This is a genomic window from Janthinobacterium sp. GMG2 (assembly GCF_033949445.1).
Taxonomy (GTDB): domain Bacteria; phylum Pseudomonadota; class Gammaproteobacteria; order Burkholderiales; family Burkholderiaceae_D; genus Janthinobacterium; species Janthinobacterium aestuarii.
This window is the reverse complement of the sequence record NZ_JAXAWA010000002.1, coordinates 547,782-562,004: the sequence shown is the minus strand read 5'-3', so window position 1 is coordinate 562,004 and position 14,223 is coordinate 547,782. Positions and strand designations below refer to the sequence as shown.

10 protein-coding genes are annotated in these 14,223 nt (G+C 62.8%); 4 read left to right on the top strand and 6 right to left on the bottom strand.

Translation table 11 applies throughout. The annotated features are described in order from the left end of the window. Window positions 1-11 precede the first annotated feature (11 nt). Together leuE and SKZ59_RS08535 are read left to right on the top strand one after the other, a co-directional pair. Entirely contained in the window at window positions 12-686 is a 675-nt protein-coding gene (gene leuE / locus SKZ59_RS08540) for a leucine efflux protein LeuE (protein ID WP_072453360.1), read from the top strand. 10 nt (window positions 687-696) lie between these two features. Beyond that, window positions 697-1,788, top strand: coding sequence for a threonine aldolase family protein (locus SKZ59_RS08535; RefSeq protein ID WP_319991399.1), 1,092 nt, complete (start codon window positions 697-699; stop codon window positions 1,786-1,788). 167 nt (window positions 1,789-1,955) lie between these two features. Here SKZ59_RS08535 and SKZ59_RS08530 read toward each other — a convergent pair whose 3' ends face one another. Next, entirely contained in the window at window positions 1,956-3,389 is a 1,434-nt protein-coding gene (locus SKZ59_RS08530; RefSeq protein WP_319991398.1) for an OmpP1/FadL family transporter, read from the bottom strand. Window positions 3,390-3,586: 197 nt separating this feature from the next. Further along, complete coding sequence (locus SKZ59_RS08525) at window positions 3,587-6,301, bottom strand: EAL domain-containing protein (protein ID WP_070302813.1); 2,715 nt, start codon at window positions 6,299-6,301, stop codon at window positions 3,587-3,589. A gap of 205 nt (window positions 6,302-6,506) precedes the next feature. On the opposite strand from SKZ59_RS08525, the gene SKZ59_RS08520 reads away from it, so the two are divergent. Together SKZ59_RS08520 and SKZ59_RS08515 are read left to right on the top strand one after the other, a co-directional pair. Further along, entirely contained in the window at window positions 6,507-7,481 is a 975-nt protein-coding gene (locus tag SKZ59_RS08520) for a thymidylate synthase (RefSeq protein ID WP_319991397.1), read from the top strand. Next, the gene (locus SKZ59_RS08515) at window positions 7,481-8,524 is read left to right on the top strand and encodes an SMI1/KNR4 family protein (protein ID WP_319991396.1); all 1,044 of its coding nucleotides are present in this window, start codon (window positions 7,481-7,483) and stop codon (window positions 8,522-8,524) included. The genes SKZ59_RS08520 and SKZ59_RS08515 overlap by 1 nt, the downstream gene beginning before the upstream one ends. On the opposite strand, the gene SKZ59_RS08510 is transcribed toward SKZ59_RS08515, so the two are convergent. From SKZ59_RS08510 to SKZ59_RS08495, 4 genes are all read right to left on the bottom strand, one after another. Further along, the gene (locus SKZ59_RS08510; RefSeq protein WP_319991395.1) at window positions 8,521-10,800 is read right to left on the bottom strand and encodes a TonB-dependent receptor domain-containing protein; all 2,280 of its coding nucleotides are present in this window, start codon (window positions 10,798-10,800) and stop codon (window positions 8,521-8,523) included. The two genes, SKZ59_RS08515 and SKZ59_RS08510, sit on opposite strands and share 4 nt — an antisense overlap. A gap of 181 nt (window positions 10,801-10,981) precedes the next feature. Further along, window positions 10,982-12,307, bottom strand: coding sequence for a VWA domain-containing protein (locus tag SKZ59_RS08505; protein WP_319991394.1), 1,326 nt, complete (start codon window positions 12,305-12,307; stop codon window positions 10,982-10,984). 9 nt (window positions 12,308-12,316) lie between these two features. Beyond that, window positions 12,317-13,570: a TerD family protein gene (locus tag SKZ59_RS08500; RefSeq protein WP_319991393.1), complete on the bottom strand. Its 1,254-nt coding sequence runs from the start codon at window positions 13,568-13,570 to the stop codon at window positions 12,317-12,319. Between the two features lie 76 nt (window positions 13,571-13,646). Then, a complete protein-coding gene (locus SKZ59_RS08495; protein ID WP_034755514.1) occupies window positions 13,647-14,222 on the bottom strand; it encodes a TerD family protein in 576 nt (191 codons plus the stop codon). Window position 14,223: the final 1 nt, after the last annotated feature.

Sequence of the window (14,223 nt, the reverse complement as noted above, 5' to 3'; positions counted from 1 at the left end):
ACAGAACCATCATGAACGCACTTTTCCACGCCAACCTGGGCATCACCGATTTCTGGACCTTTTTACTGGGGACCATCTTCATCGTCATCCTGCCCGGTCCCAATTCCATGTATGTGCTGTCGGTCGCGGCCCAGCGGGGCGTGCGCACCGCCTACCAGGGCGCCTTCGGCATCTTCGCCGGCGACCTGATATTGATGGTGCTGTCGGCCTGCGGCGTGGCCTCCCTGCTGAAAGCCAGCCCTGCCCTCTTCTACGTGGTGAAATACATCGGCGCGGCCTACCTGGGCTGGATCGGCCTGCAAATGCTGATCGGCTGCTGGCGCAAGCTGCGCGCGCCCGCGCCGGCCGACGGTGAAGCGCCTGCCGCGCCAGCGCCCGTCAAGGAAAGCGATCCATTCCGCAAGGCGCTGATCATCAGTCTGATGAACCCGAAAGCCATTTTGTTCTTCATCTCGTTCTTCATCCAGTTCGTCGACCCGGCCTTCCCGAATCCCGTGCTGTCCTTCGTCGGCCTGGGCCTGATTTGCCAGGTGATCAGCTTTAGCTACCTGACGGCCATCATCTTTGTCGGCGCCCGCCTGGCCGACACCTTCCGCCGCCGTCGCCGCCTGTCGGCCGGCATGGGCGGCGGCGTGGGCGCCATGTTCATCGGCTTTGGCGCGAAACTGGCCACGGCCACCTTGTGAGGAAAACACCGTGAACGAGCTTGAGCTGCGCCAGCGCTGCCATACCGTCCTGCCCGGCCACCGCCAGCCAACGCCAGCGGCCACCTTTACCGCCATGGCCGCCTGGTGCGACGCCAACGCTGTTGCACACGACACCTATGGCGAAGGCGCGCTGATCGAACAGTTCGAGAACAAGATCGCCAGCCTGCTCGGTTTCGAAGCGGCCGTGTTCTGCATCACGGGCACCATGACGCAAGTCACCGCCCTGCGCCTGGCGTGCCAGGACCGCGGCTCGCGCCTGGTGGCGCTGCACCCGACCTCGCACATCCTGCGCCACGAGCGCGGCAACCATGAATTGCTCGACCACTTCAAGGGTTTGACGATCGGCGACCCGCACCGTCCTTGGACGGTGGACGACTTGTGCGCCGTGCCCGATGCCCTGGGCGCCGCGCAGGTCGAGCTGCCGATGCGCGAAATCGGCGGCCAGTGCCCGTCGTGGGACGCATTGAACGACATCAAGCGGCACTGCCGCGAGCACAACATCCATTTGCACATGGATGGCGCGCGCCTGTGGGAAGCGCAAGCGGGTTTCAACCAGTCCCTGCCCGCCATCTGCGACGGTTTCGATTCCGTCTACGTGTCGCTGTACAAGGGTATCGGCGGCCTCGGCGGCGCCGTGCTTGCCGGCAGCCGCCCGTTTGTCGAACGGGCGCGTGAATGGTTCCGCCGCCAGGGCGGCAATATCGTCCACCGTACGCCCTACGTGGTGGCCGCCGCCATGCAGTTCGACGCGCGCCTCGCCGCCATGCCGCAATATTTTGCGCGCACGCAGTGGCTGTACGCGCTGCTGCGCGATTTTCCATCGATTGCCGTCAATCCCGCCGCCCCGCAAGCCAACATGCTGCACCTGCACTTGCCCGTCTCGCGCGAGCGGGCCATCGCGATCCGCAACCAGGTGGCGGAAGACCACGGCATCTGGCTGTTCGGCCGCGCCAGCCACGCCGCCCTGCCCGGCCACAGCGTGGTGGAATGGTATGTGGGAGATAACTTGCTGGACCTGCCCGACGACACTGTGCGGCTGGCCTTGACGTTGCTGGATCAGGCCATGCGCATCAAAGCCTGAACAACGTAGGTCGGGGTAGGTCGGCTTAGCGCGCAGCGCGTAAGCAGACAACATCCGAAAACCCATGAAAGGCTGGGGTCAGACCCAGCGGGTCTGACCCCGAAAAAAAAAGCGCCCGAAGGCGCTTTTTTCATTTCATGGCGGCCGGGTCGGCCGCCACTACCTGCTTAGAACTTGTAGTTGTAAGCGAGACCGATCAACTGCATGCGGGTCTTGAACAGGCCCTTGGTGGTTTCACCGTTGCCGGTGCAGCCAGGGGTCACCGGCGAGCAGTCATTCTTGTAGTTGACGTTGGCATCCTTGAAGTCGATGAAGCTGTAAGCCAGGTCGAGCGAGGAATTGGCGTTCAGCTTCCAGTTCGCGCCAATCGAGTACTGCATGCGGTCGCTGTCCGGCAGCGCTGGATGACGAAGCTCGGCGCTGCGCACTGGCGCCTGGTCGTGGGCGATACCGGCGCGCAGCAGCAGGTTTTCGCTGTACTTGTAGTTGGTGCCCAGCGAGACGCGGTAGGTGTTCTTCCACTGCTGGCGGATGCGCTCCGCGCCTTCGGCCGTCGGCGGGAACTGGATATCCAGGTTCTGCAGACGCGAAGTGCGGGTCCAGGTGACGTCGCCCATCAAGGCCCAACGGTCATCCATCTGATGGAAGGCGTTGATCGACAGGGTTTCCGGCGTGCGCACTTCCACCAGCGCCTTGGAATTGACCTTGTTCGATGCCTTGGCGATGAAGGCATTCACGGCGGCGTTGTCCGACACTTGCGAGAAGTCCCAGATCGTGTCGCCTTTCAGCTTGTGCGAAATCGACGAACGGTAGGAAATACCGAAACGCGTGCCTTCATTCATCTGGTACAAATAACCGAGGTTGAAGCCGAAGCCCCAGTCGTCGCCATCCATCGATGCATGGCCGTCCTTGGCGCCCTTCAGCGCAGCGCCGGCTGCCTGCGCGGCGGCCAGGCCCTGCGTCTTGGCGATATTGGCCAGGAAGGCTTGCGACGCGGCTGGTGCGTGCTGGGCCAGGAAGGTCACGGAACCCGGCACGTCGACCGCCTGGCCCAGTTCCGCCTTCATGTGTTCAGCGGTGACGCCGAAACCGAAGGAATGGTGCTCATTGACCTTGAAGGAAACGGAAGGATTGAGGGCGATCGCTTCGAGCTTGATGTTGGTGATCGCATAGCGGCCGCTCCAGTCATTGCCGTAATCGAGCTTGGCGCCGTACGGCACGAACAAGCCCATGCCGACGGTCCATTGCTCATTGAGCTTCTTGCTCGCATACAGGGCTGGCGCGAAGACGGCGTCCGGCGCGTAGTCCTTGGTCGTGCCGCCCGGCGTGCGGCCGGTGAAAGTCTTCGAACCCGTGTCCTGGTAGGTCGAATGCGGTACCACCAGGGTGCCGCCGCCCAGGAATTGCGTGCCTTCCAGGCGCGACATGCCGGCCGGGTTGTAGAAAATGGTCGATGCGTCGGCCGCTTCGGCGCCGCTGGCATCGGCCGAGCCTTGCGCGGAAACGCTTTGCGAGCCAAAACGGTAGCCCGATGCTTGTGCGGTGGAGGAGATGCCGGCGAACGCGGCAACGATCAGGAGGGGCAGATATTTATGTTTCAAGTTAGTCTCTCTTTATTATATGAAGGTCTTCGGCACACTGTCGCGGGCATCTCAAGCCGCCCCGTCTTGCACTTTTCTTGCCGCCGTGAACTCCAATTCACTGACGGCATGAGCGAAGCATATAATATTTTTTAGAAAAAAGCGAACGTTCGCTCTTTTTATGAAACAGCGTTGTTTTCCACACCCATTACGGCGTTCTACAGGGCTAGCGCCGGGGCTGGAAGCGGTATCAGAAAGCGCTGGTGCATCAGCGCCAGCATCTGTTCGGCGGGTACGGGGCGCGAGATGAAATAGCCCTGCACTTCGTTGCATTGCAGCGTGCGCAGGATGTCGAGCTGCTCGCGCGTCTCCACCCCTTCGGCCACCACGCTCATGCCCAGCGCATGCGCCATCGACAGGATGGCGCGCACGAAGACTTCGCCCTGCTCCGAGCGGCCCAGCTCCATGGTGAAGGCGCGGTCGATCTTCAAGCCATCCATGGCGAACTTCTGCAGCTGCGACAGCGACGAGTATCCGGTGCCGAAATCGTCGACCAGCAGGCGCACGCCCAGCGCGCGGATGGCCGACAGCTGCTCCACGGCGCGGTTCTGTTCATCCATCATGGCCGATTCCGTGATTTCCACCTCGATCAGGCGCGCATCGATGCGGTGCCGCGCCAGCGCGGACGCCAGCACCTGGTGCACGTCGCCGCGGCCGAACTGGCGCGCCGACACGTTGATCGACACGGGCACCAGTTCCAGCCCGCTCGCCTGCCAGCGCGCCATCTGCAGGCACACCTTTTCGATGACGACTTCGCCCAGCTGCGAAATCAGGCCGCTGCTCTCGGCCACGGGAATGAATTCCAGCGGCGGCACCATGCCGTGCTGCGGATGGTGCCAGCGCACGAGCGCCTCCATGCTGCACAGCTGCCCGCTCATGGCGTCGACCCGCGGCTGGTAGACGACGAGGAACTGGTCCAGCTCCAGCGCCGCCACCAGGCTTTGCTCGAGTTCGCGGCGGCTGCGGATGGTTTCGAACAGTTCGGGCTGGAAGAAGCGGTGATGGCCCTTGCCCGCCACTTTGACGGCATACATGGCGATGTCGGCGTTCTTCAGCAGCACGTCCGTTTCCGCGCCATCGCGCGGATACAGGCTGATGCCGATCGAGGCGCCCATCTTGTGGCGCTCGCTGCCCAGGTAGAACGGCTCGTCGAAGGCGATGGCGATGCGCTGCGCCACCTGCTCGGCGCGGCTGTCGTCTTCCACGGGGTCGAGCACGACGACGAATTCGTCGCCGCCCAGGCGCACCACGTGGTCGCCCGGCCGCAGCACGGCCTTCAGGCGCAAGGAGGCGGCGCGCAGCACTTTATCTCCCTCGGCGTGGCCCTGCGTATCGTTGATATCCTTGAAGCCGTCGAGGTCGATGAACAGCAGCGCCAGCATGCGCCGCGCGATGGCGGCCCGGCCCAGGGCGCCGGGCAGGAATTGCTGCAGCCAGTAGCGGTTGGGCAAGCCCGTCAAGCCATCCTCGTTGGCCAGGCGGCGCAAGTCGCGCTCGTGCTCCTTGGCCGTGCTGATGTCTTGCAGGGTGACGGCCAGGCGGTCGCCGCTGCGCACCACACGCCGGCGTATCCAGCGCAGCTTGAAGGGGTTGCCTTCCGGCAGCTCGATCTCTTCCTCGGAAAAACCGGAAACCATGGCGGCCCGGTAATTATGGATCAGGTCGCGGAAATACGGTTCATGGGCGCGCGATTGCAGGCGCATGCCCAGCAATTGTTCGCGCCGCACGCCAAAGTAGCCGGCGCCCGGCTCGTTGCAGTCGACCATCTCGAAATCGAGGATGCTGCCGTCCGCGCCGCGCAGGGCGGCAATGATATAAAAGCCGTCGCTCGTGCCTTCGGTGGCCATGCGGTATGCATTGCGCACGCCTTCGGACTGGTGGTGGCGCCACGCCAGGCGCAGCGACAGCATGGTGGCGATGGCGGTAAAGGCCAGCAGCAGCATGGTGACGGCCAGGGCGATGCCGATATAAATCGTGCGCGTTTCCTCGTAGGGATGCAGCATTTCGCCGTCCGACAATCCGACTACGGCCGTGAACGGATAGGCTTTCAGCGCCTGCCATCCCACGTAGCGGCTTTGCTTGTCGGAAAAAGCGATCCTGCCGCCCGAATGCAGGGCGCCGCTCTCCGTTTCCAGGAAGCTGGTGTCGAGGAACGGCGTGCCCTGGGCGCTTTGGGCCGGCAGCACGCGCGAGCCGAGACGTGTGCTGAACAGCTCGCCCTCCTCGCCCACCATGGCCGACATGCCGAACTTGCCAAAACTGACGCTGTTATAGAATTCGGAAAAATAGCCGGAATGAATCGAGATCAGCAGCACGCCGTCGAAATTGCCATCCTCGTCTTCCAGCCGGCGCGTGAAATGCACGAGGCTTTCGTCGGCGCCGGGCACCGTGGCCTGATCGTTCACATTGGCGGCATTGGCCCGCCCCAGCGCGATGCGCAGGGCGCTGGAATTGCTGCGCCAGTGGCGCAGCAGGAAATCGCTGCGCTCGTTGACCCGCAGGCGCTGCAGCGGCGCCGTGGCCGTCACGGGATGCCCCTTGCGGTCGAGGATGGCGACGATGGCAAATTGCGGCAAGGCATACATGCCCTGCGTCTTCAATTGGTCGAGCCGCAGCTGGCCGCGCGAATTTTCCCATTCATACTTGAGCTGCAAAGTCAGCTGGTCCATCTGCTCCAGGGTGCGCAGCAGATACTGGCCATACGCTTTCGACAGCGACGACACGCTGTCGAGCGCCTGCTGCTGCGCCACCTTCTTTTCCGCCTCCAGCTGCAGCAAGGTGGCCGTCCACAGCACCGCGCACAGGACCAGTCCCAGCAGGGGCCAGGCCAGGATCAGGCGCAAATTGGCCTTGAGGAAATCGGCCCTGCTCATCTCCACCATGGCGCCGTTATTATTGTTTACAAATTGTCGCAAGAACATGGTGCAGCGTCTGCCGTTTCTGTGTATTTCCTTAAGGACACACAAATTACCACAGAGTCATGTTTGCAGGTAAGACAGCAGCGTAATTATGTGTGCGGGCCACATCCCGCCTGTCGCGCCTGCGTTACAATCACCATCCTTACCGTTGGAGAAATACATGCAGCAATATCAAGATTTGATCAAGACCGTGCTCGAAACGGGCAGCTGGCAAGACAACCGCACGGGCATCCGCACCCTGAGCGTGCCGGGCGCCATGATGCGTTTCGACTTGGCCAACGGCAACTTCCCTGCCGTGACGACCAAGAAACTGGCTTTCAAATCCGTGATCGGCGAATTGTGCGCCTTCCTGCGCGCTTCGCGCAACGCGGCCGAGTTCCGCGCGCTGGGCTGCAAGGTCTGGGACCAGAACGCTAATGAAAATGCGCAGTGGCTGGCCAACCCCTACCGCGAAGGCGAGGATGACCTCGGTCCCGTCTACGGCGTGCAATGGCGCCAGTGGCCCGCATATAAACTGCTGGATGCGGCCAAACCGGATCAAATCGCCGACGCGCAAGCGAACGGCTTTGCGCTCGTTGCTCCCATCGTCGAGGACGGCGTGCAAAAAGTGCTGCTGTACAAGGCTGTCGACCAGTTGCGCGAATGCCTGGACACCATCATGACGAACCCGGGCAGCCGGCGCATCCTGTTCCACGGCTGGAACCCGGCCGTGCTCGATGCCGTCGCCCTGCCCGCCTGCCATTTGCTGTACCAGTTCATCCCGAACGCCAGCACGCGCGAAATCTCGCTGTGCTTATATGTGCGCAGCAACGACATCGGCCTGGGCACGCCGTTCAACATCGCCGAAGGCGCGGCCCTGCTGCACCTGGTGGCGCGCCTGACGGGCTACACGCCGCGCTGGTTCACCTATTTCATCGGCGACGCGCACATCTATGAAAACCACCTCGACATGGTGGAAGAGCAATTGAAGCGCACGCCCTTCCCGGCGCCCAGGTTTGTCATTTCCGACCGCGTGCCCGACTACGCCAAGACGGGCAAGTACGAGCCGGAGTGGCTGGAAAAGATCGAGCCATCGGATTTCTCGCTGGAAGGCTATGAACACCATGCGCCGATCAAGGCGGCGATGGCCGTCTGATGGCGGCCGCACCGCTGGCAGCACTGCACCGCAAGCTGTTTGACGAAACGGACGGCAACAAGTTCGCCCGCCTGAAAGACCGGCTGCTGAAAAAGCATGGGGCCGACGAGCGGCAAGCCGTGCTGGCCATCCTGATCGCCTACGCCAGGGAAGGCCAGCTGCTGCACTGGCGCGCCTTCCTGATGACGGATATCGTCGCTCTGGCCGAGCCGGGAGAATACGGCGACTTTTTCAGCTGGAGCCTCGATATCGACGGCCTCGCCTACTGGGGCGTGGATGGCATGCTGAAAAGCATGGGCAAGGAAGCCTATGCCCGGCTGGTGGCCCTGGCCACGGCGGAAAACGCCAAGCTCAGCGTGCGCGCCAAGGCCGTCAAAAGTCTGGCCGTGTTCAGCCGCCAGCCTTTCGATGCCGGTTTGCCGCAGGACCCCGGCCACTGGAAGGCCGAGCAGTTGCGGCTGGACGCCGTGCTGGCATGGCAAGCGGACGGCTACTTTGACGGCGCAGGCTACAGGGCGCCCGCCACGCATTACACGTTAACCCAGCCGCTTTCGCGCCTGGAAATGGCAGCCGCCTTCCTGGAACGAAAACTGGCGCCGCGGCGCCAGCACGAACAGGACCTGGCCCAACCATCGAACTGGCTGACGATCGCCAGCGCCATGGACATGGCCGAGATCGACGCGCACTGGGTCTTGCCGGAAATATACCGCCGCTTCCTGGAATGGTATTCGCCGCTGCGCGTGCATGTCGACGGCAAGCGCTTCCCGCAGGGCCTGCATCTGTACGGTGCGGCCGAGCTGGTGAAGGCACAGCACGGTTACTCCGTCCATGCGGTGCACCATCACCAAATCGCGTCCTGGCCACCGAAGCTGGTGGTGATTGCTGACGCGGGCGGCGACCCGTACTGCGTGCATCTGGAAGAAAGAAGCATCGACGGCGACTTGCCCGTGTACCGAGCCAAACATGGCGCGGGCGGATGGCGCTTCGAGCTTCATACGGACGATTTCATTGACTTCCTGCACCAGATCGCGCTGGCAGCCTAGCCCGGTTCACCTCCCGGTCCGCCCGGACCGGGACCGCCAGGGCCGCCTGGCCCGCGTCCGCCCGGCGGACCGAAACGCGGTTCGCGCTCGCCCTCTTTCGCCGCCGACGTGGCGCCGCCGAGGCGGTACGACAGCCCCACATAAATCATGCGTCCGTCGAAGCGCCGCGTGCTCGTCTCGCGCAGCGAGGCGCTGTTGATGACGGTTTCCATTTTGTTGCTGCTGAATACATCGGTCACATTCATGACCAGGCTCAGCTGCGGTGTCACCGTGTGGCGCCAGCTCACATTCAAGGTGTTGTTCGGCGAGCGATAGCCCTGTCCCGACAGCGTCTTGCCCTGCATTTGCAGGGCCAGCTGCAGCTGGTTGGCCGCATCGAACTGGTAATTGAGGCGCGCGCGGCCGCTCAGGGCGTTCGCCGTGCGCGTGCTGCGGTTGCCCAGGTCGTCGGAACTCGTCTGCTGGCTACGCGCCAGGTTGCCGCTCGTATTCAGGGTCAACGATGGTGTCAGCTTGCCGCTGACGCTGAACTCGAGGCCGCTCGAATGGCTGCCCTCGCCGTTTTCCCGCGTGGTCAAGAGCACATTGTCGCTGATAAAGTAGCGGTAATCGACGATGGCGTCCGTGTCGCGGCGGTGGTAGGCGCGCAAGCTGCTTTCCAGGCCCGCGATCTTCGTTTCATAGCCGATCTCGAACGAATCCGTCTGCGTGGGTTTCAGCTTGGGGTTGCCGGCCGACACATTGAATTCGTCGCGGTAGACCACGTACGGATTCAGGTCGCCCGCATTCGGGCGGCGGATGCGGTGCGCATAGCTGAAGCGCACATTGCTCTCGTCGCTGACCTTGTAGGTGGCGAACAGGCTGGGAATGTAGTTGACGTAATTGTTGCTGGCCTCGATGCCGCTCGTGATCTGGCGCACGTTCAAGTCCGTGTATTCGGCGCGCAAGCCGGCCAGCGCGCCCCAGCGTTCGCTCAGGCGCATCTGGTAGGAGCCATACAGGGCAACAGTGCGCTCGTCGAGCTCGAAACGGTTGCTGCGCATGGGGTTGACGATTTCCGCCAGGCTGGCCGGATTGATGTCCGTATATAAAGTGTCGAAGCTGCTCTTGTTGTCGGCCACCTTGTAACCGAGCTTGGCCGTACCGCCCGCCAGCGGACGCTCGTAGTCGCCGCTGAAGTCGACGATGCGATTGCCCGTTTCGCTGTGCTGGCGCGCGCGGCTGTCGAAAGCATTGACGGGCGCCACCGCGTAGGTATTCGCGTAATCGCTGTCGCTCTCGTTGGTCGACGACGACACGCGCAAGTCGATTTTAAGGGTTTCGCCCGGCAATTCGCCCTTGTGGTCGTAGCGCGCGCCCCAGCTGTAGTTGCGGCTGTCGCCATTGCGCACGGTGCTGCGCACATAGTCGCCGATGGTGCTGCCCGTGCTGTCGCCATTGATGTAGCGGTCGAGCGAGCGCTGGTCGTTGCTGCGTCCGTTATACGACACGCTGGCGGCCAGGGTATCGTTGGCGTTCAGGTTGTAATTGACGGTGCCGTGCAAGCCCAGCGAGTCGTTCAAGCCATTGTTGGTGGATTGCTGGCTGCTGGGGGAAAATGCCCCCGTGCTACGTTCCAGGCGCTCGCGGCTGACCTCCCCCACGGAATTGCGGCCGTCATGGCGCACATTGATGCCGCCCTGATAGCCCCACGGGCCTTCGTTGTAGGTGCCGGACACGGCACTGTTGTAGCGCCCCGCGATGCCCGCGTTCGCGTTGACGGTGGCAAAGCCGCCCGGCTTGCGGTTGCGCCGCATCACCAGGTTCAGGATGGGGCCGCCACCGGCCTCGTTGCCGAACTGGGCGCCGGGATTGTTGATCACTTCCACGGATTCGATATCGTCGGCCGCCATGGCGTTCAGGGTGGCGCCGCGCGAATCGCCCTGCAGCATGGCCGACGGTTTACCGTCGATCAATATCTGCACATTGCTGCTGCCGCGCAGGGACACGGAACCATCGGGATCGACGGCCACCGACGGCACATTATTCAAGGCATCGGCCGCCGTGCCGTTGCTGCTGCCCACGTCGGACTTGACGTCGTAGACTTGGCGGTCGATACGGCCCGTGGGACGCTCGGCCGTCACGCTGACGGAAGGAGGCGCATCGGCGGCGGGCGCCTTGGCCGGTGCGGGCTTGACGACGGTGTCGCCGCTGGTAGGCGTGGTTTGGGCCTGGACAGCGGCGCCGGAAACGAGCAGGCTGCCGCCCGCCAGACAGTGAAAGAGGATTTTATGCATTTGCTTAAAAAATAATGGAGACGCTACGGATGAGGCACTACGCCGTGGCGTGAGGGCACAGGTGTGGGCACAGTTAAAGCATGCCACGACTCCATTACGCAAAGCAAATGCGAACCATTGTTATTTACTTCAATTTACAAATCTCTTGCACTTGTGGTCATACAGCCTCATCCGATGGCCACTACCTCAGCAAGCCATTGCCGCGCGCCAGTTTCAGCCAGCCCGGATATTCCGTCATCAACAAGTCATACAGTTCCGCATCGCTGTGCTCGTCGGGCGAGCTGACGGAAAAGTAATTGGCATTGTCGACCAGGCGTCCCTGCAACTCGTCGAGCTTTTCCAGAAACGGGAAATCGGAATCGGCAAAGGCGGAAAGAAACTTGCTTTTCGACTTGCGTCCCTTGCCGATGCCCATGAATTGCCAGAAGATAGGTTCATTGCTGGCCCAGCGTAATTGCTTCTCCGTCGTTGCCTGGTCGCTCGTGCCGCCGTCGGTGACGAACATCACGTACACGGGCAACTCGGCCGCGACGGGCCGCGTGCGCTCGCTGCCGGCCTTGTCGGGGAAATAGAACGCGCGGATTGCCTGCATGGCGGCGCCATAGCGCGTATCGCCTTCGAGCGGATGGCGCTGTATCGCCTGGCTCACATAGGTATTGCAGTTGCTCAAGGCCATGGGCGCCGGATGGTGGACGTTCTTGCCGAACAAGAAAACATCGATCTCGCCATCGTCGTCGAACTTGCAGCCCAGGGCCAGGATGCGCTCGGCAAAGCGCTGCACCAGCCCCTCTTTATACAGCCGTCCCATGGAACCGGAAATATCGAGGCACAGACACACCTTGGCGCGGTGATCAAGCAGCCCCACTTTTTGCAGGGACACGCCCGCCTGCTTGACGAGGCTGACCAGTTGCGGCGCTTCGCGTTCCACGCGCTTTTCCAGGTTGATCTTCGCCTGCATGACAGCCGAAGCCGCTGCGGGGGCAGCCTGCTCGACTTCACCGCCGAAGTGGCGCACCAGCGCATCGAGTCCGCCATTAAAACCTTGTCCCACGGCCATGCAGCGCCAGCCGCCATCCTTGCGGTAGATCTCTGCCAGCATGACGGCTTTTTCCTGTGCGAAATCCGCACCGGCAAAGGCAAAGCGGGCCAGTTCGCGTCCGCCCGCCTGCAGGCGCACGTGGCCAGCTTGCAGCTGCGACATCACGCCACCGCCATCGATGGACGCCGTCACGACGAGGCGGTCTATGCCGGCTGGCAAGCGCGCCAGCTGCAAGGCAAACTCCGTCGTGTCGCCGCCGCTGCCGGTACGCGCTTCCACGCCGCCGCACGGCGTGCGCGGCTGGTTGAAAAAAGTCATGTAGCGTTCGTCGGACAGTTTCCCGCTGGCGTCGAGGCCGAAGCAGGCCACGTCGAGCGCCAGCCCCTGCGCGGCCACGCCGATCTGCAGCACGCCATCGGGAACGAGATTGGCCAGCGGCAAGCGCTGTCCCTTGGACAAGGTTTCCATCAGTGTCTCCTAGGCGATGTAGCGGCGCGGATTGTCGGCATTGCAATCATCTTCGTCTTCCTTGTCCTCGCCCTTGAAGACGACGGGACCGTTGAAGGCCAGCTGCAGGTTCTCACCCTGCCAGATCAGCCACGGCGTCGCTTCGCTGCCCGGCTCCGACGTCTTGCCGGATGGCTCGAGGATGATACTGTCGGGCGTGATGCGCGCCATGCCGATCACATAGGTGTAGACGGAGTCATCGTCGGCCGCCTTGGACAGGCGGAAGTCGAACGCGCACTCGACGATCTGCTCGCCATATTGCATGACCATCTTCGGCCGCATGGACGCGACCGAGACGGCGCCATTGGCCACCGCCGAATACACGCTGAAGACGAGGCCCACCGTGCCGCCGTAATGTTGCGCCAGCGCGGGATTGACTTCCACTGTTTCCGTGGCCGGCTCCTTGCCCGCCGCGCCCGCCACGTCGCCCAGGTGGCGCACATAGGGCATGGCGTCGAAGCTGCCCGCCGTGTCCGGCGCCTGGATGAAGCGCATCTGGCCGTTCGGCAAGAGAATGCCGACACGCAAATCGAGGTCATCGTTATCGTCGTCGCCATCGCCGTTATCGACCCAGGTCGCCTTGACGGTGAGTTTCTTCGGCGCGCCCGCGCCCTTTTCCAGCGACACCTTGTGCGTCTGGCCCGCCTTGGTCAGCGAAATTTTGGACAGGGAAATCTTGGGCGCCGGCGCCGGTTCCGCTACCGCCGGCGCCACTTCGCCGCCGAAATGCGCGACCAGCGCATCGAGGCCGCCATTGAAACCCTGGCCCACGGCCATGAAGCGCCAGCCGCCATCCTTGCGGTAGAACTCGCCCAGCATGACGGCTTTTTCTTGCGCAAAATCAGCGCCTGCATACGTGTAGCGGGCCAATTCTCTGCCGCCGTCGAGCAGCCGCAGGTAGCCGCTGCCCAGCTGCGCCATGGTGGCATCGCCATCGATGGCGGCCGTGACGACCAGGCGCTCGATGGACGCAGGCAAACGGTCGAGCTGATAGCTGAAACCGGCCGCATCGCCGGACGGCGCCGCGGTTTCCACGCCGCCGCACGGCGTGCGCGGCTGGTTGAAGAAAGTCATGTAGCGGTCATCGGACAGCTTGCCGTTGGCGTCGAGGCCGAAACAGGCGAAATCCAGCGTCACGCCGGCGCTGGCCAGACCCAGTTGCACAATATTGCCCGTGACGAGGCCGGACAGCGCCAGGCGCTGCCCCTTGATCAGGTTTTCCATGGAGTCAGGGAGAAAGATGGGAAAGACAGAACCGGGCAGCGGTGCCACCCGGTACATTTACGCAAACAACTGGTTGTTAAGCATTAATACCGAAAGAGCGGGCCAGAGGGCCCAGGCCGCCTTTGAAGCCTTGACCAATTGCCTTGAATTTCCATTCGCTGCCGGCACGGTAGACTTCGCCGAAGATCATGGCCGCTTCCGTCGAGCCGTCTTCCGACAGGTCGTAGCGGGCGATTTCCGCGCCGTTGTCGCCGTTCAGGCAGCGGATGTAGGCCTTGCCGACCATGCCGAAGTTCTGCTTGCGGTTTTCCGCGTCGTGGATGGTGACGGCCACGGCGATCTTGTCGATGTCGGCAGGCACGTTGGCCAGGTCGACGGCGATTTTCTCGTCATCGCCATCGCCGCCGCCCGTCGTGTTGTCGCCCGCGTGGACGATGGAGCCGTCGGCCGACTTCAGGTTGTTATAGAAAATGAAATCGGCATCGGAGCGGGCCTTGCCATCCGTTTTCAGCAGGAAGGCGCTGCCGTCCAGGTCAAATGCGGCGCCATCGGTGGCGCGCGGGTCCCAGCCCAGGCCAATCACGATTTTCTTCAAGCCAGGAGCTTCCTTGCTCAGGTTGACATTGCCGCCTTTTTGCAAACTGATCGCCATG